15 protein-coding genes are annotated in these 16,473 nt (G+C 62.5%); 11 read left to right on the top strand and 4 right to left on the bottom strand.

Annotated features, from left to right (window positions below; all coding sequences use genetic code 11):
- Positions 1 to 138 precede the first annotated feature (138 nt).
- From HU770_RS01175 to HU770_RS01145, 7 genes are all read left to right on the top strand, one after another.
- Entirely contained in the window at positions 139 to 1,731 is a 1,593-nt protein-coding gene (locus HU770_RS01175; protein ID WP_186662919.1) for an ABC transporter substrate-binding protein, read from the top strand.
- 132 nt (positions 1,732 to 1,863) lie between these two features.
- On the top strand, positions 1,864 to 3,243 hold the full coding sequence (locus HU770_RS01170) for an OprD family porin (protein WP_186662918.1): 1,380 nt from the start codon (positions 1,864 to 1,866) through the stop codon (positions 3,241 to 3,243).
- Between the two features lie 84 nt (positions 3,244 to 3,327).
- Positions 3,328 to 4,923, top strand: a complete 1,596-nt coding sequence (locus HU770_RS01165; RefSeq protein ID WP_047581366.1) for an ABC transporter substrate-binding protein — start codon at positions 3,328 to 3,330, stop codon at positions 4,921 to 4,923.
- Positions 4,924 to 4,999: 76 nt separating this feature from the next.
- Positions 5,000 to 6,010, top strand: coding sequence for an ABC transporter permease subunit (locus tag HU770_RS01160; protein ID WP_016485006.1), 1,011 nt, complete (start codon positions 5,000 to 5,002; stop codon positions 6,008 to 6,010).
- A 10-nt stretch (positions 6,011 to 6,020) separates the two neighbouring features.
- Positions 6,021 to 6,947 carry an ABC transporter permease subunit gene (locus HU770_RS01155; protein WP_033701137.1) on the top strand — a complete coding sequence of 309 codons (927 nt, stop codon included), beginning with the start codon at positions 6,021 to 6,023 and terminating at the stop codon, positions 6,945 to 6,947.
- Between the two features lie 10 nt (positions 6,948 to 6,957).
- Positions 6,958 to 7,926, top strand: coding sequence for an ABC transporter ATP-binding protein (locus HU770_RS01150; RefSeq protein ID WP_033701138.1), 969 nt, complete (start codon positions 6,958 to 6,960; stop codon positions 7,924 to 7,926).
- Positions 7,926 to 8,894 (top strand): peptide ABC transporter ATP-binding protein, encoded by a 969-nt coding sequence (locus HU770_RS01145; protein WP_033701139.1) that lies wholly within the window; start codon positions 7,926 to 7,928, stop codon positions 8,892 to 8,894. Before HU770_RS01150 ends, HU770_RS01145 begins: the two co-directional genes overlap by 1 nt.
- 213 nt (positions 8,895 to 9,107) lie before the next feature.
- Here HU770_RS01145 and HU770_RS01140 read toward each other — a convergent pair whose 3' ends face one another.
- The gene (locus tag HU770_RS01140; protein ID WP_186662917.1) at positions 9,108 to 9,995 is read right to left on the bottom strand and encodes a hypothetical protein; all 888 of its coding nucleotides are present in this window, start codon (positions 9,993 to 9,995) and stop codon (positions 9,108 to 9,110) included.
- A gap of 200 nt (positions 9,996 to 10,195) precedes the next feature.
- Between HU770_RS01140 and HU770_RS01135 the strand changes: the two genes are divergently transcribed.
- The 4 genes from HU770_RS01135 to HU770_RS01120 all read left to right on the top strand — a co-directional run bounded on the left by HU770_RS01135 (position 10,196) and on the right by HU770_RS01120 (position 13,982).
- Positions 10,196 to 11,005, top strand: coding sequence for a nuclear transport factor 2 family protein (locus HU770_RS01135; RefSeq protein WP_033701142.1), 810 nt, complete (start codon positions 10,196 to 10,198; stop codon positions 11,003 to 11,005).
- Positions 11,006 to 11,069: 64 nt separating this feature from the next.
- On the top strand, positions 11,070 to 12,476 hold the full coding sequence (locus tag HU770_RS01130) for an FAD-dependent oxidoreductase (RefSeq protein ID WP_186657017.1): 1,407 nt from the start codon (positions 11,070 to 11,072) through the stop codon (positions 12,474 to 12,476).
- A gap of 32 nt (positions 12,477 to 12,508) precedes the next feature.
- The gene (locus HU770_RS01125) at positions 12,509 to 12,850 is read left to right on the top strand and encodes a cupin domain-containing protein (protein WP_033701144.1); all 342 of its coding nucleotides are present in this window, start codon (positions 12,509 to 12,511) and stop codon (positions 12,848 to 12,850) included.
- A 52-nt stretch (positions 12,851 to 12,902) separates the two neighbouring features.
- On the top strand, positions 12,903 to 13,982 hold the full coding sequence (locus HU770_RS01120; RefSeq protein ID WP_186657014.1) for a polyamine ABC transporter substrate-binding protein: 1,080 nt from the start codon (positions 12,903 to 12,905) through the stop codon (positions 13,980 to 13,982).
- A 97-nt stretch (positions 13,983 to 14,079) separates the two neighbouring features.
- On the opposite strand, the gene HU770_RS01115 is transcribed toward HU770_RS01120, so the two are convergent.
- From HU770_RS01115 to HU770_RS01105, 3 genes are all read right to left on the bottom strand, one after another.
- The gene (locus HU770_RS01115; RefSeq protein WP_033701146.1) at positions 14,080 to 15,663 is read right to left on the bottom strand and encodes a peptide chain release factor 3; all 1,584 of its coding nucleotides are present in this window, start codon (positions 15,661 to 15,663) and stop codon (positions 14,080 to 14,082) included.
- A 102-nt stretch (positions 15,664 to 15,765) separates the two neighbouring features.
- Positions 15,766 to 16,095 carry an XRE family transcriptional regulator gene (locus HU770_RS01110; protein WP_033701147.1) on the bottom strand — a complete coding sequence of 110 codons (330 nt, stop codon included), beginning with the start codon at positions 16,093 to 16,095 and terminating at the stop codon, positions 15,766 to 15,768.
- Positions 16,079 to 16,411 (bottom strand): type II toxin-antitoxin system RelE/ParE family toxin, encoded by a 333-nt coding sequence (locus tag HU770_RS01105; RefSeq protein WP_258714449.1) that lies wholly within the window; start codon positions 16,409 to 16,411, stop codon positions 16,079 to 16,081. The genes HU770_RS01110 and HU770_RS01105 overlap by 17 nt, the downstream gene beginning before the upstream one ends.
- Positions 16,412 to 16,473 lie beyond the last annotated feature (62 nt).

Here is a 16,473-nt window from a genome sequence, read left to right as displayed (position 1 = left end):
GCACCCGCCAGGCGGCGGGTGCCAGCCCCACCAGATCCGATCACAGCATACCGCCCCGCCGCCATCCGCAGCGGGATCGGCGAACTGTTGCCGCCATTCGTACCCCGAGGCGGCGAAACAGACCAACAAGGACTTGCCATGCGCCCTGCCACCCCCCTTTCGACCCTGCTCGCGCTGGGCCTGATAAGCCTCTCCCCGGCCCTGCTCGCAAAAAACCTGGTGTTCTGCTCCGAGGGCAGCCCGGCCGGCTTCGACACGGCCCAGTACACCAGCGCCACTGACAACGACGCCGCCGAACCGCTGTACAACCGCCTGGTCGAGTTCGAGCGCGGTGGCACGGCGGTGCAGCCGGCCCTGGCCACCCAATGGGACGTGTCCGACGATGGGCTGCGCTACACCTTCCACCTGCGTGAGGGGGTGAAGTTCCACGCCAACAAGGCGTTCAGCCCCAGCCGCGACTTCAATGCCGACGACGTGCTGTTCACCTTCAACCGCATGCTCGACAAGGGCCACCCGTTCCGTCTGGCCTACCCCACCGAATTCCCGTACTTCGTCAGCATGGGCCTGGACAAGAACATCGCCCGCCTCGAAAAGACCGGGCCGCTGACCGTGATGTTCACCCTGAACAAGGTCGACGCCGCCTTCGTGCAGAACCTGGCCATGAGCTTCGCCTCGGTGCTGTCCGCCGAGTACGCCGAGCACTTGATGGCCAACGGGCGCCCCAGCGACATCAACCAGCAGCCCATCGGCACCGGACCGTTCGTGTTCCAGCGCTACCAGAAGGATTCGCAGATCCGCTTCAAGGGCAACAAGGCGTACTGGGCGCCGGGCCAGGTGAAAATCGACAACCTGGTGTTTTCGATCAACATCGACCCCTCGGTACGTATCCAGAAGCTGCGGCGCAACGAATGCCAGGTCACCCTGCACCCGCGCCCCGCCGACCTGCCGGCGCTCAAGGCCGATAACAAACTCGAAGTGCTGCAGCAACCTGGCTTCAACCTTGGCTACATCGCCTACAACACCCAGCACCCGCCGTTCGACCGCCTGCAAGTGCGCCAGGCCATGGACATGGCGGTGAACAAGCAGGCGATCCTTCAGGCGGTGTATCAGGACTCCGGGCAGCGCGCAGTCAACGCCATGCCACCGACCCAGTGGTCCTATGACGACAGCCTTGAGGACGCGCCCTTCGACCCGCAAAAAGCCAAGCAACTGCTCAGGCAGGCCGGGGTCAAGGAAGGCACCGAAGTCACCCTGTGGGCCATGCCCGTGCAGCGCCCCTACAACCCAAATGCCAAGCTCATGGCCGAGATGCTCCAGGCCGACTGGAGCAAGCTTGGCTTCAAGGTACGTATCGTCAGCTACGAGTGGGGTGAATACCTCAAGCGCATGAAAAGCGGCGAGCACGACATTGCCCTGATCGGCTGGACCGGTGACAACGGCGACCCTGACAACTGGCTCGGCACCCTCTACAACTGCGACGCCATCGGCAGCAACAACTACTCCCGGTGGTGCGACCCGCAGTACGACAGCCTGGTCAAGCAAGCCAAGCAGGTGACCGACCGCGAACAACGCACCGCCCTCTACCGGCAGGCCCAGCAGCGGCTCAAGCAACAGGTGCCAATCACCCCGGTGGCGCACTCCACGGTGAACCAGCCGATCAGCATCAAGGTTGCCGATTTCAAGGTCAGCCCCTTTGGCCGCAACAATTTTTCCGGTGTGAGTGTTGATTAGGCACTAGCCGCTACAAACAACACCCCTCCCCCTGATTAGCCCGGCAACCCCGGGCAACTCTGGCAACACCGCAGCAACACGCCCGGCTCACAAGGCCGGTAATAACTAGAAAAAGGAAAGGGAGTTTTCACCTTGAGACTATTCACCTCAACCGCACTGGCATTGACCCTCGGCAGCGTCTGCTCCGTGGCCGAAGCCGAACCCCAAAGCCAGGCCTACGTCCCACTCAGCCTCAAGACCAGCAGTGAACAAGACCAGGCAACCGGCTTCATCGACGGCCAAAGCGTCTCTGGCAGCACTCGTAACTGGTATGCCCGCGAGCGCGCCACCCGCGCCCCGCTCTGGAAGTACTACAAGCGCGACGGTACTCGCCACGACACCCACAGCCGCGAGAACTGGCTGCAGGGCACCATCCTCAACTACAGCTCGGGCTTTACCCAAGGCACCGTCGGTATTGCCGTCGAAGCCGCCGGCTACAATGCCATTGCCCTGCAACAGAGCCGCGAGGCAATCGCCGGGCCCAACAACCGCACGCTGACCCACAGCGACGGCGACCCCGTCGGCCAGTGGAGCAAGCTGGGCCTGGGCAACATCAAGGCCCGCGTGTCCAACACCACGCTCACTCTCGGCCGCCAATCGGTGGACACGCCGATGATCGCCTACATTGGCAACCGCGCCCTGCCATCGAGCTTCCAGGGCGCCTTCCTGCACAGCGCCGAATTCGACAACCTGTCGTTCGACCTGGGCACCTTCGACCGCGTCTCGCCCCGAACCGAACAAAGCCTCAGCAAGTTCCGCTCCGAGTACGGCGCCGCCGGCGTCGAGACCGACCGCGCCAGCACTGCCGGGGTCAACTACCAGCCGTTCAAAAGCCTGAGCACCAGCCTGTACGCCACCAAGGTCGACGACTTCTGGAACCAGTACTACTTCGGCGCCAACCACGTGCTGGGCGACAGCGCCGTGCTCAGCCTGAGCACCGGCCTGAACTACTACAAGACCGTGGATGCAGGCAGCAAGAAGATAGGCGAGATCGACAACGACACTTACAGCCTGTCGCTCGCCCTCACCCACCAGGCCCACACCCTCAGCGCGTCATGGCAACAGGTCAACGGTAACGAGTACTTCGACTACCTGCACGAAACCAACGGCATCTACCTGGCCAACTCGCTGCTCTCGGACTTCAACGGCCCGAACGAGAAATCGCTGCAGCTTTCCTATGTGCTGAACATGGCGCCGTATGGCGTGCCGGGCCTCAAGTTCAACCTGTACAACGCACGCGGCTGGGGCATCGATGGCACCCATTACCGGGGCACTGCCTATGACGTCAACGGCATGGACGGCGAGACCCACTACGAGTGGGGCATCGGCACCAGCTACGCCGTGCAGAGCGGCCCGCTGAAGGACACCAGCATCCGCGCCACCTACACCGCGCACCGCGCCAGCAAGGCGCAGGCCGATGGCAGCCTGGACGAGTTCCGCCTGGTGACCACCATTCCGTTCAACATCCTCTGACCGATGACGCCACGGCCTGCCTCACCCACTGAAAAAAACAGGCCGTGGCGGCTACGCTGGAATCAATGTTTGCAGGGAGTACTCATGAAATCGCTACCGCTCCACGCTGCCTTGGCAGCGCTCATCCTGGGCAGCGCCGCGCCGCTTGCGGCCAAGCCGCTGGTGGTGTGTACCGAAGCCAGCCCCGAGGGTTTCGACGTCGTCCAGTACACCACCGCCGTGACGTTCGATGCCTCGTCCGAAACGCTGTTCAATCGCCTGGTCGATTTCACACCTGGGACTACCGACATACAGCCAGCCCTGGCCGAGCGCTGGGACATCTCAGCCGATGGCCTGACCTACACCTTCCACCTACGCCAGGGGGTGAAGTTCCACACCACCGACTACTTCACCCCTACCCGCGACTTCAATGCCGATGACGTGCTGTGGAGCCTGCGCCGCCAACTCGACCCGCAACACCCCTGGCACGACAAGACCAGCGTCGGCTACCCGTATTTCGAAAGCATGGCCTTTGGCAAATTGCTCAAGTCGGTGGACAAGACCGACGATCGTACCGTGGTCATCACCCTGACCCGCCCTGAAGCACCGTTTCTGCGCGACATGGCCATGGGCTTCACCTCGATCTACTCCGCCGAGTACGGCGACCAGTTGCTCAAGGCTGGCAAGACCGGCGACCTCAACAGCAAGCCGATCGGCACCGGCCCGTTCATCTTCCAGCGCTACAACAAGGACGCCCAGGTCCGCTACAAGCCCAACCCGGACTATTTCCGTGGCAAGCCACCGGCCGATGCCCTGATTTTCGCCATCGCCAACGACAGTAACGTACGCCTGCAAAAGCTGCGCGCCAACGAATGCCAGGTGGCGCTGTACCCCAAGCCTGAGGACGTGCCGTCGATCAAGGCCGACCCCAAGCTCAAGGTGGCCAATACCGAAGCACTGGTCACCGGCTATATCGCCATGAACACCGAACACAAATACCTCAGCGATGTGCGTGTGCGCAAAGCCATCAACATGGCCTTCGACCGCCAGGCCCACGTCGACCAGCTGTTCGGCAAAGGCAATGCCGTGGTCGGCATCAACCCCTATCCGCCGAGCATGATCGGCTTCAACCGCGACAACCAAAACCCACCGCGCGACCTCGACCAGGCACGTGCGCTGCTCAAACAGGCCGGTGTGCCGGACGGTACGGTCATCACCCTGTTCACCCGCAGCGGCGGTGGCCCGACCAACCCCAACCCACGGCTGTCGGCGGAAATGCTCCAGGCCGACCTGGCCAAGGTCGGCATCAAGCTCGACATTCGCGTCATGGAGTGGGCAGAGATGCTGCGCCGGGCCAAAAAAGGCGAGGCCGACCTGGTTTCCACAGGCTGGGCAAGCGACAACGGCGACCCGGACAATTTCCTCACCCCGCTGCTCAGTTGCGAGGCGGCGAAAAATGGCGAGAACTACGCACGCTGGTGCAACTCGAAATTCCAGGCGCTGATCAACCAGGCCCGTCAGGTGACCGACAACGGCGAGCGTGCAAGGCTCTATAGCGAGGCATTGAAGGTGTACGATGACGACCAGCCCTGGATCAGCATGGCCCACCCCAAGATATTTACCGCCATGCGTGAGAACGTGGAGGGTTACGTGATCAACCCTCTGACCAACAACAACTTCGCCACCACCAAGGTGAAGTAGAAAAACAACGACCGCTGGCAGCCCACACGGGGACCAGCGGCACTGCCGTACAACGGCTGATGAGGTAACCCCGACAATGTTGAGTTTTATTGCCCGGCGCCTGGGCCTGCTGATCCCGACCTTTTTCGGTATCACCTTGCTGACCTTCGCGCTCATACGCCTGATCCCCGGCGACCCGGTGGAAGTGATGATGGGCGAGCGCAGGGTCGACCCCGAAATGCACGCCCAGGCCATGGAGCGCCTGGGCCTGAACAAGCCGCTGCCGGTCCAGTACCTGGACTATGTGGGCAAGCTCGCCCAGGGTGACCTGGGTGAATCGCTGCGCACCCGCGAAAGCGTGTGGACCGAATTCCTCACCCTGTTCCCAGCCACCTTGGAGCTGGCCTTTGCCGCGCTGCTGTTCGCCGGCATCGTCGGGTTGCTGGCCGGGGTGATCGCCGCGCTCAAGCGCGGCTCGCTGTTCGATCACGGGGTCATGGGCATTTCGCTCGCCGGGTACTCCATGCCGATCTTCTGGTGGGGGCTGATCCTGATCATGTTCTTCTCGGTCAGCCTGGGCTGGACGCCGGTGTCCGGGCGCATCGACCTGCTCTACGACATCGAGCCGAAAACCGGTTTCATGTTGATCGATACCCTGCTCAGCGACGAAGAAGGCGCGTTCAAGGACGCCGTGATGCACCTGATCCTGCCGGCCATCGTGCTGGGCACCATTCCGCTGGCGGTGATCGCCCGCATGACCCGCTCGTCGATGCTCGAAGTGCTGCGCGAAGACTACATCCGCACCGCCCGCGCCAAAGGCCTGTCGCCGGCCCGCGTGGTGTTCGTGCACGGCCTGCGCAATGCGCTGATCCCGGTGCTCACTGTATTCGGCCTGCAGGTCGGCACGTTGCTGGCCGGTGCGGTGCTTACCGAAACCATCTTTTCCTGGCCGGGCATCGGCAAGTGGCTGATCGAAGCCATCGGTGCCCGTGACTACCCCGTGGTCCAGAACGGCATCCTGTTGATCGCCTGCCTGGTGATTCTGGTCAACTTCGTCGTGGACATCCTCTACGGCCTGGCCAACCCACGCATCCGTCATCAGCGCTGAGGCCCCCGCCATGACCAGTCCACTTGCAAAACCCGTCACACCGGCCAGCCCGGTGGACCAAAGCCTGCTCTACCCCTCGCCGTACAAGGAATTCTGGCACGCCTTCTCGCGCAACAAGGGCGCGGTGATGGGCCTGGCCTTCATGTGCCTGGTGGTGTTCTGCGCCCTGTTCGCCCCCTGGGTCGCCCCACATGACCCGAGCGAGCAGTACCGCGACTTCCTGCTGACCCCACCGGTGTGGCTCGAAGGGGGTACCTGGCAATTCATCCTCGGTACCGACGAGCTGGGTCGCGACCTGCTGTCGCGGTTGATCCAGGGTGCCCGGCTGTCATTGCTGATCGGCTTGTCGTCGGTGGTGATTTCGCTGATCCCGGGGATTCTGCTGGGCCTGCTGGCCGGCTTCTTCCCGCACTTGCTCGGCCCCTCGATCATGCGCCTGATGGACGTGATGCTGGCCCTGCCGTCGCTGTTGCTGGCGGTGGCCATCGTCGCCATCCTCGGCCCCGGCCTGCTCAACACGGTGATCGCCATCGCCATCGTCTCGCTGCCCGCCTATGTGCGCCTGACCCGCGCCGCAGTGATGGGTGAACTGAACCGCGACTACGTCACCGCCGCCCGCCTGGCCGGTGCCAGCCTGCCGCGCCTGATGTTCGTCACTGTGCTGCCCAACTGCATGGCGCCGTTGATCGTGCAGGCCACCTTGAGTTTCTCTTCGGCGATCCTCGACGCCGCGGCCCTGGGTTTCCTGGGCCTGGGCGTGCAACCGCCAACGCCCGAGTGGGGCACCATGCTGGCCTCGGCCCGCGACTACATCGAACGCGCCTGGTGGGTGGTCAGCCTGCCTGGGGTGACCATTCTGCTCAGCGTGCTGGCAATCAACCTGATGGGCGACGGACTGCGTGATGCGCTGGACCCGAAACTCAAGAACGCCGCCTGAGGAGAACGCCATGTCACTGTTGCAGATCAACAACCTCAACGTGCGCTTCGGCGACGCCAACGCGGTACCCGTGGTCGACGGCCTGGACCTGGCAGTGGATGCCGGCGAGATCCTGGCCATCGTCGGCGAATCCGGCTCGGGCAAATCGGTCACCATGATGGCCTTGATGGGGCTGATCGACGCCCCCGGGCGCATCACCGCCGACACCCTGACGTTCAACGGCACCAACATGCTCAAGCTCAGCGGCCGGCAGCGGCGCAAGGTGGTGGGCAAGGACATCGCCATGGTCTTCCAGGACCCGATGACCGCGCTCAACCCAAGTTACACCGTAGGTTTTCAGATCGAGGAAGTACTGCGCCAGCATCTGGGCCTGAAGGGCAAGGCGGCGCGCCAGCGTGCCCTGGAGCTGCTGAAAAAAGTCGAGATCCCGGCCGCAGAAAGCCGCCTGGACGCTTACCCGCACCAATTGTCCGGCGGTATGAGCCAGCGCGTGGCGATTGCCATGGCGATTGCCGGGGAACCCAAGCTGCTGATCGCTGATGAGCCGACCACGGCCCTGGATGTCACCATCCAGGCGCAGATCATGGAGCTGTTGGTGAACCTGCAGAAGGAGCGCAACATGGCGCTCATCCTGATCACCCATGACCTGGCCGTGGTGGCCGAAACCGCGCGACGTGTCTGTGTGATGTATGCAGGCCAAGCCGTGGAAGTGGGCCAGGTGCCCGAGCTGTTCGACGTGCCAGCGCACCCCTACAGCGAAGCGCTGCTGGCGGCGATCCCCGAGCACAGCCTGGGTGCCGAGCGCCTGGCGACGTTGCCCGGCATCGTCCCCGGTCGCTATGACCGGCCGCAAGGCTGCCTGCTGTCGCCGCGCTGCCCCTACGTGCAGGACAACTGCCGGCAACAGCGCCCCCCCCTCGCCCCCCAGGCACATAGCCTGGTGCGTTGTTTCTACCCGCTGAACCAGGAGGTGGCGTGATGGCCGTCGTACTCACTGCCCGCGAGCTGACTCGCCATTACGAAGTGTCCCGTGGCCTGTTCAAGGGCCACGCCCTGGTGCGCGCGCTCAATGGCGTGTCGTTCGAACTGGAGGCCGGCAAGACCCTGGCCGTGGTCGGCGAGTCCGGCTGCGGCAAGTCGACCCTGGCCCGCGCGCTGACCTTGATCGAAGAGCCCTCGTCCGGCTCGCTGCAGATCGCCGGCACCGAGGTCAAGGGCGCCAGCAAGGCCGAACGCAAGCAACTTCGCCGTGACGTGCAGATGGTCTTCCAGAGCCCTTATGCCTCGCTGAACCCGCGGCAGAAGATCGGCGACCAGTTGGCCGAGCCGCTGTTGATCAACACCTCGTTGAGCAAGGCCGAGCGGCGCGAGAAAGTGCAGAAGATGATGGAGCAGGTCGGCCTGCGGCCCGAGCATTACCAGCGTTACCCGCACATGTTCTCGGGCGGCCAGCGCCAGCGTATCGCCCTGGCCCGAGCGATGATGCTACAGCCCAAGGTGCTGGTGGCGGACGAGCCGACCTCGGCGCTGGACGTGTCGATCCAGGCACAGGTGCTGAACCTGTTCATGGACCTGCAGAAGGAATTCAATACAGCCTATGTATTCATCTCGCACAACCTAGCCGTGGTGCGGCATGTGGCGGACCACGTGTTGGTGATGTACCTGGGGCGGCCGGCGGAGATGGGGCCTAAGGCGGACATCTACGAGAAGCCGCTGCATCCTTATACACAGGCATTGCTGTCGGCAACGCCGGCGATTCACCCAGACCCGTTGAAACCGAAGATCAGGATTGTCGGTGAGCTGCCCAACCCATTGAACCCGCCGGATGGGTGTGCCTTTCACAAGCGCTGCCCGTATGCGACGGAACGGTGTGGGAAGGAGGTGCCAGCGTTTCGGCAGGTGGGGACGCGGCAGGTGGCGTGCCACTATGCGGAGCAGTTTCTCTAGATCGGTGTGAGTTTTTTCGCGGGGCAAGCCCACTCCCCCATGTACCTCGCCTGGTTGGGACATGCGAGGTACCTGTGGGAGCGGGCTTGCCCCGCGAAGGGGCGCAAAGCGCCCCCAAGACTCTCAATGCATGAATATCGCAATCAGGATAATCACCGGAATCGGCACCCCAATCATCCACAGCAGTAATGAGCGCATGATGTTTCTCCTTACTTAACGTTGAACGGTACGACGCGCGGTGTAGTCCACCCCTTCCGCTTCCAGCCATACGACGCGATCACGCTGACGGCCACCGAGCAGCGCGGCAAGGCTGGCGAAGAATGCCCCACACAACAGTGCAACGAAGGTCCACAGGGCCGTCCAGCCCGCCACTTTGGCTGCCGTGTCAGCGGCCTGCTGCACCTCTACCTTGGCCTGTTGAACCTGAGCGAACACTTGATCGACCCGTGCCTCGGCCTCGGCCTGGCTCAGGCGGGTACGCTGGGCCACCAGTTGCGCCAGGTAAGCGCGATCACTTTCGGCCAGCGTCCCTTGCGCGATGGACTTGGCAATAATGCGCGCCGCAATACCATTGGCGGCGTCATCACTGACAGGTGCCGGGCCGTCATTGCGGAACAGGCTGTCAACGAAATAGGCATTGGGATCAGGCTTTGGCGCCATGCTGGCGGCAGCCCCTACCGCGCTCGCCCCGGCTTGCGCACCGGCAGTGGCAAGGCCACCGGCGGTGCTCAGTATCAACATGGCCGCCACCAGCGTGGCCACTGCCCAGGCAAGGAAGCCATGGGCCGTATCACGAAAATACACTTCATCACCCTGCAGATTGGCCCACTTCACCCGCAGCCGACCGGCGATATAGCCGCCCAAGCCTGAGGCGAAGATCTGTGTCAGTAGCAGCCAGATGATCGCCGAAACACCCAGGGTCTGGGCGCTGGCACCTTCATCAGCCCAGGGTGAGGTAGCCGCGAAGCCTAGCCCCGCACCCAGCACCACAAGGATCAATGACAACGCGGCAGCCGCTGCGGCCCCCGCTAAAATGGCCGCCCAGGACACGCCAGAGCGATGCTGTGAATCGACATACGGGTAATCGGCAGAGGGGATCATGGTTTTTCGCCTTTGTAGTGATCAACAAGTCCGTTCGCCCTAGAGCCAGTGCAGGGGGTGTGCCAGTTGTGTCAAAAAATGACACCCAACTGAATCAATGACTTAAATCACTGGGCCAACCAAGGACCGTGCAAAATGCCGGATTCACCACACGCCAACGCCGTGTTCTGCAATGCCGGTTGATCTGGCACTATCTGCCCATGACCTCCCAGTACCCAGCCGACGGCCCGCAACAGACGCCCATCACCGCCGAAACTGTGATGCGCTACCACTTGTGCTGGAAGCACCGCGACCTCGACGGCGTGATCGCGCTCTATCACCCCGACGTCCAGTACCACGACTTCTTCCAGAACCGCGTGCTCGGCTTCGACGCGCTGCGCGACTACGTGCGCGCCTGCCTGCCCCATGAAGCCGGCGAGGACATCGTCCACAGCGACCGAATCCGCGTCGATGGCTGCACTGCGTTCATCCAGTACCAGGTCACGGTGCAGGGCGGTGAAGGCCTGGTGGCGTTCCAGTCCAGCGAGGCCATCACCGTCAAGGACGGGCTGATCTGGCGCGTCAACGAATACGCCACGCTGGTCCGGCAGAACAACCGAGGGCAAGCTGGCAGCGGCCCGCGCCCGGCCACCAGCCGCCTGGGCCTTTCACCGCGCCAGCTGTCGACCATGGCCCAGGACCTGGAGTGCTACTTCCAGCGTCAACGCCCCTACCTCGACCCTGAACTTGACTTGCAGCAGGTCGCCGATGCCAGCGGCTACAGCCGCAACCAGATCTCCTACCTGCTCAACCAGGTGCTTGGCCAAAGCTTCTACCGCTACGTGAACCAGGCGCGGCTACAGCACCTGATGGCCAGCCTGAACGACGACAGCGTCGAGGCAACGATCGATGAGCTGGCGTTCAGCGCGGGCTTCAATTCGCTGTCGGCGTTCTACAAGTGCTTCCGTGAACAGACCGGGCTCACACCCAAGGCCTACCTCAAGCAAATTTCCCTGCGTGCACGCACGTAAGACAGCCCTCCCCCAACGCCACTAGGATCGCCCACAGACCTTGACGGATGTGGAGCCGAAACTGATGCAACCCCTGCGCACGCTCAGCCTGTGGATGGACCAGCTCGACGAGCCGCTGTGCGCGCGCCCGGCACTGCGAAACGACCTTGACGTTGACGTGTGCATCATCGGCGCCGGCTACACCGGCCTGTGGACCGCGTACTACCTAAAGCGCCAGGCGCCCCAGCTGAACATTGCCGTGATCGAAGCCAACATCGCCGGCTTCGGCGCCTCTGGGCGCAATGGCGGCTGGCTGATGGGCAACCTGCTCGGCGAAGACCGCCTGCTTGCCGCTCTGTCGCCGCAACAACGCCGCGCCAGCATCGACCTGCTGCATGGCATCCCCGATGAAGTCCACGCCGTGCTGCAACGCGAAGCCATCGACTGCGACTACCGCAAAGGTGGCGTGCTGTACTGCGCCGCCCGCTACCCGGAACAGGAACGCAGCCTGCGTGCCTACCTCGATGACCTGTACCGCCAGGGCATGACCGAGGATGACTACCGCTGGCTGCGGCCCGAGCAACTGGACGCACAACTGCGGGTGAGCAACGCCTACGGCGCGATCTACAGCCCGCACACCGCGACCATCCAGCCCGCCAAGCTGGCCCGCGGCCTGGCCCGAGCGGTAGAGGCGCTGGGCGTGCCGATCTACGAGAACACCCCTGCCATCGACTGGCAGCCCGGTGAAGTTCGCACCCCTTTGGCGCGCATCCGCTGCCAGTGGACGGTGCCCGCCGTGGAAGGTTACGCCGCCAGCCTGCCACCGCTGGGCAAGCATCAGCTACCGGTGCAGAGCTTGCTGGTGGCGACCGAGCCACTGCCCGATTCGATTTGGGAGCAGATCGGCCTGGCCGAGGGCCAAGCCTTCAGCGAAAGCAGCCGTCAGGTTACCTACGGCCAGCGCACCGCCGACAACCGCCTGGTGTTCGGCGCCCGTGGCGGCTATCGCTTCGGTGGCCGCCTGCGCGAAGACTTCACCCTGACCGAAGCCGAAGTCGAACTGCGCCGCTACCTGTTCAGCGAGCTGTTCCCGCAGCTCAAGCATGTGCGCATCACCCACTCCTGGGGCGGCAACCTGGGCATGGCCCGACGCTTCCGACCGCACATGCTGTGCGACCGCCAGCGCGGCATCGCCTTGGCCGGCGGCTACGGCGGCGAGGGGGTCGGCGCCACCAACCTCGGCGGGCGGACGTTGGCGGCACTGATCCTCAACCAGCACAACGCACTGACCGCGCAACCCTGGGTACTCGACAACCGCCCATTGTCGAGCCTGGCCAGCTGGCCACCCGAGCCCTGCCGCTGGTTGGGCTACAACGCGATCATCCAGAGTTTCGTCCACGAGGACCGCACCCTCGCCAACCGCGCCAGCGCACCGTGGCGGCGGCGCCTGGCCAGCTCACTGGCAGACTTCATGGAAGGCTTCATGCACTGACTTACCGTTCACCTACACAGGATCCACCGGTCATGAACATCACTCACTTCAAACACACTGAAAGCGCCGTCCTGGACAGCACCAACCCGGTCGCAGTGCCGCTCGGCGAGCCCGTGGCGGTGACCTCGGTCACCTGCGTGGAGCGCAGCGATGGCGTCGAAACCGGCATCTGGGAGTGCAGCCCCGGGCGCTGGCGACGGCAGATCGTGCAACAAGAGTTCTGCCACATCATCAAGGGTCGCTGCACCTTCACCCCCGACGGTGGCGAGCCCCTCTACATAGAAGCCGGAGACGCACTGACGCTACCGGCCAACAGCACCGGTACCTGGGACATCCTGGAGACCGTGCGCAAGACTTACGTGCTTATTTTCTGATCCGCTGATCGCCTGCCTTCGATAACAACAGACAAAGCAAGGTAAACCCGACATGCGCACCCTTCTTCTTGCACCTCTGATGCTGGCCGCCAGCATGGCCAACGCCGCCGACACGGTGAAGATCTACAACTGGTCCAGCTATGTCGCGCCGGACACCCTGAAGCACTTTCAGCAAACCACCGGCATCAATCCCACCTACGACGTGTACGACAGCAACGAAACCCTCGATGGCAAGCTGATGACCGGCAATTCCGGCTACGACGTGGTGTTTCCGTCCAACCACTTCATGGCCCGGCAGATTCAGGGCAAGGCCCTGAAGAAGCTGGACAAGTCGCAGTTGCCCAACTGGCAAAATCTCAACCCGGTGCTGCTCAAGGCACTTGAGGTCAACGACCCGGGCAACCAGTACGGCTTCCCGTACCTCTGGGGCAGCACGGGCATTGGCTACAACATCGATAAGGTCAAGGCAGTCCTCGGCGACAACGCGCCGCTGGACTCATGGGACCTGATCTTCAAGCCCGAGTACATGAGCAAGCTGAAAAGCTGCGGCGTCGCGGTGCTGGACAACGGCCCCGAGCTGCTGCCGATTGCCCTGCATTACCTGGGCTTGCCGCATCACAGCCAGGACTCGAAGGACTACGAGAAGGCCAAGGACTTGCTAATGAAGGTGCGGCCGTACATCAGCTACTTCCATTCATCCAAGTACACCGGTGACCTGGCCAATGGCGATATCTGCGTGGTGGTGGGCTTCTCCGGTGACGTGCTGCAGGCGAAAAACCGCGCTGATGAAGCAAAGAATGGGGTGAAGGTGGGGTATTCGATCCCCAAGGAAGGCGCGCCGATGTGGTTCGACATGGTTGCCATGCCGGCCGATGCCCCCGATGAGAAGGCGGGGTATGCCTACATGAACTACCTGCTGCAGCCGGAGGTGATGGCCAACATCAGTAACCACGTGCAGTACGCCAACGGCAACCTCAAGGCTGATGGCCTGGTGGACCCGGCGATGAAGGGCAATACGATGATTTACCCCAGTGACGAAGTGATGGGCAAGCTGTATGCGCTGGAGGCGATGCCGGCCAAGCTCGACCGCATTCGCACCCGGATCTGGACCAGTATCAAAGCCGGAAACTGACAACAGCTGCAATCTTCAAGCCGCAAGCTACAAGAAAGGCGGGCCAATACAGGCTCGCTTCCACTTGTAGCTTCCAGCTTGAGGCTCGAAGCTGCTTTTAGTGGTGCTCGCGAGTAGCGCGGAATTTCACATCCGGCCAGCGCTCTTCCATCAACGCCAGGTTGACCCGGGTCGGCGCCAGGTAGGTCAGGTGGCCGCCACCGTCGATGGCCAGGTTCTCCATGGCCTTGGTCTGGAATTCCTCAAGCTTCTTCTTGTCATCACAGCTGATCCAGCGCGCCGACCACACGGTGATCGGCTCGTAGGCGCACTCGACTTTGTACTCTTCCTTCAAGCGGCTGGCCACTACGTCGAACTGCAGCACACCGACCGCACCGAGGATGATGTCGTTGCTGCGCTCGGGGAAGAACACCTGGGTCGCCCCCTCTTCGGCCAGCTGCTGCAGGCCCTGGCGCAGCTGCTTGGACTTGAGCGGGTCCTTCAGGCGCACACGGCGGAACAGCTCCGGAGCAAAGTGCGGGATACCGGTGAAGCCCAGTGCTTCGCCTTCGGTGAAGGTGTCGCCGATCTGGATGGTGCCGTGGTTGTGCAGGCCGATGATATCGCCGGCAAAGGCTTCTTCCAGCTGCTCGCGCTCGGACGAGAAGAAGGTCAGTGCGTCACCGATGCGCAGGTCCTTGCCGGTACGCACGTGGCGCATCTTCATGCCCTTCTCGTACTTGCCCGAGCAGATGCGCATAAAGGCGATACGGTCACGGTGTTTCGGGTCCATGTTCGCCTGGATCTTGAACACGAAGCCTGTGAACTTCTCTTCTACCGGCTCCACGGTACGCTCGTGCGCCACACGGGCCAGCGGGCGCGGCGCCCAGTCGACAACGGCGTCGAGCACATGGTCGACACCGAAGTTGCCCAGTGCGGTACCGAAGAACACTGGGGTCAGTTGGCCGTTGATGAACTCGTCCTGATCGAATTCATGGCAGGCGCCCTGCACCAGCTCAAGCTGTTCGAGGAAGCGATCATATTCGTCACCCAGGTGCGCACGCGCCTCATCGGAATCAAGCTTCTCGATGATTTTTACCTCGGTACGCTCATGGCCGTGGCCCGGGGTGTAGACGATGATGTAGTCGCCGGCCAGGTGGTACACACCCTTGAAGTCGCGGTAGCAACCGATCGGCCAGGTGATTGGCGCGGCCTTGATCTTCAGCACCGCCTCGATTTCGTCGAGCAGTTCGATCGGGTCGCGGATATCACGGTCGAGTTTGTTGATGAAGCTGACGATGGGCGTGTCACGCAGGCGGCAGACGTCCATCAGGGCGATGGTCCGCGGCTCTACACCTTTACCGCCGTCGAGCACCATCAGCGCCGAGTCCACTGCGGTCAGGGTGCGGTAGGTGTCTTCCGAGAAGTCTTCGTGGCCGGGGGTATCGAGCAGGTTGATCATGTGCTCGCGGTACGGGAACTGCATCACCGAGGTGGTGATGGAGATGCCGCGCTGCTTCTCCATTTCCATCCAGTCGGAGGTGGCGTGGCGGTCGGACTTGCGCGACTTCACGGTACCGGCGACGGCAATGGCCTTGCCCATCAGCAGGAGCTTCTCGGTGATGGTGGTCTTACCGGCGTCGGGGTGGGAAATAATTGCGAAAGTGCGGCGCTTCGCGACTTCGGCGGCCTGGTTGGTCATGGGAAATCGCCTGACTGGGGGATTCGAAAAGGGGCAATATCATACCTGAGTTTGGCCGGGGACCAAAATTTGATCCCCGCCCCCCGTGGAGCGGATGCTGAGTTACTTGCTGCTAGTGGCGCTATCGGTGAACCCATCCAAGGTGACAGGAGGGCGACCCGGCATGCGCGCCACCAGCTCAAGCGTCCCCCCCATCGCTTCAACATAGCTGCGCAGTGTAGAAATCAGCATATCGGAGCGATTTTCGACCTTGGAGATGTTGCCCTGCCTGATATCCAGCCTTTCGGCCATGCTTTCCTGGGTCAGCTCAAGCTGCTTGCGCAACGCCTGCAATGTCATCTCTTCGCGTATCAGCTCACGCCCTCGCGCTTCGGCTGCCACCTGCAGTTCCAGTGGCAAACTCTCAATGACCTCATCAAGTGTCTTGGACATTGCTATCTCCTTCTCGTAAATACTTGTCGAAACGATCATCGGCCCGCTTGATCAGTCTCCGGTAAAACAGTGCTTCGCTGAGTCCCGTCTTATTTCCAGCTACCAGAGCTACGGCTTTACGCGCTGGGTCAAAAGCAAATGCAACACGCCAGACTCCATCACACGCAGAAAATCTCAGCTCTTTCATGTTGTTGTGACGAGACCCCTTCAGTGTGTCCACCCTCGGCCTACCCAGGGTTGGCCCTTGAAACTCCAATAGCCTCAGATGGGCCACGAGCTCTTTCTGGACCTGCTTGTCGAACCCTTCGAACTCCACGACGAATTCGGTACAGAAATGTATCGACCAAGACAAAATATACCCCCCAAAGAATATTCCTT

This window comes from Pseudomonas sp. SWRI68, assembly GCF_014269165.1.
Classification (GTDB): Bacteria; Pseudomonadota; Gammaproteobacteria; order Pseudomonadales; family Pseudomonadaceae; genus Aquipseudomonas; species Aquipseudomonas capeferrum.
Note: the sequence above shows the minus strand (reverse complement) of the source record. Positions and strands in the feature narration are given on the sequence as shown.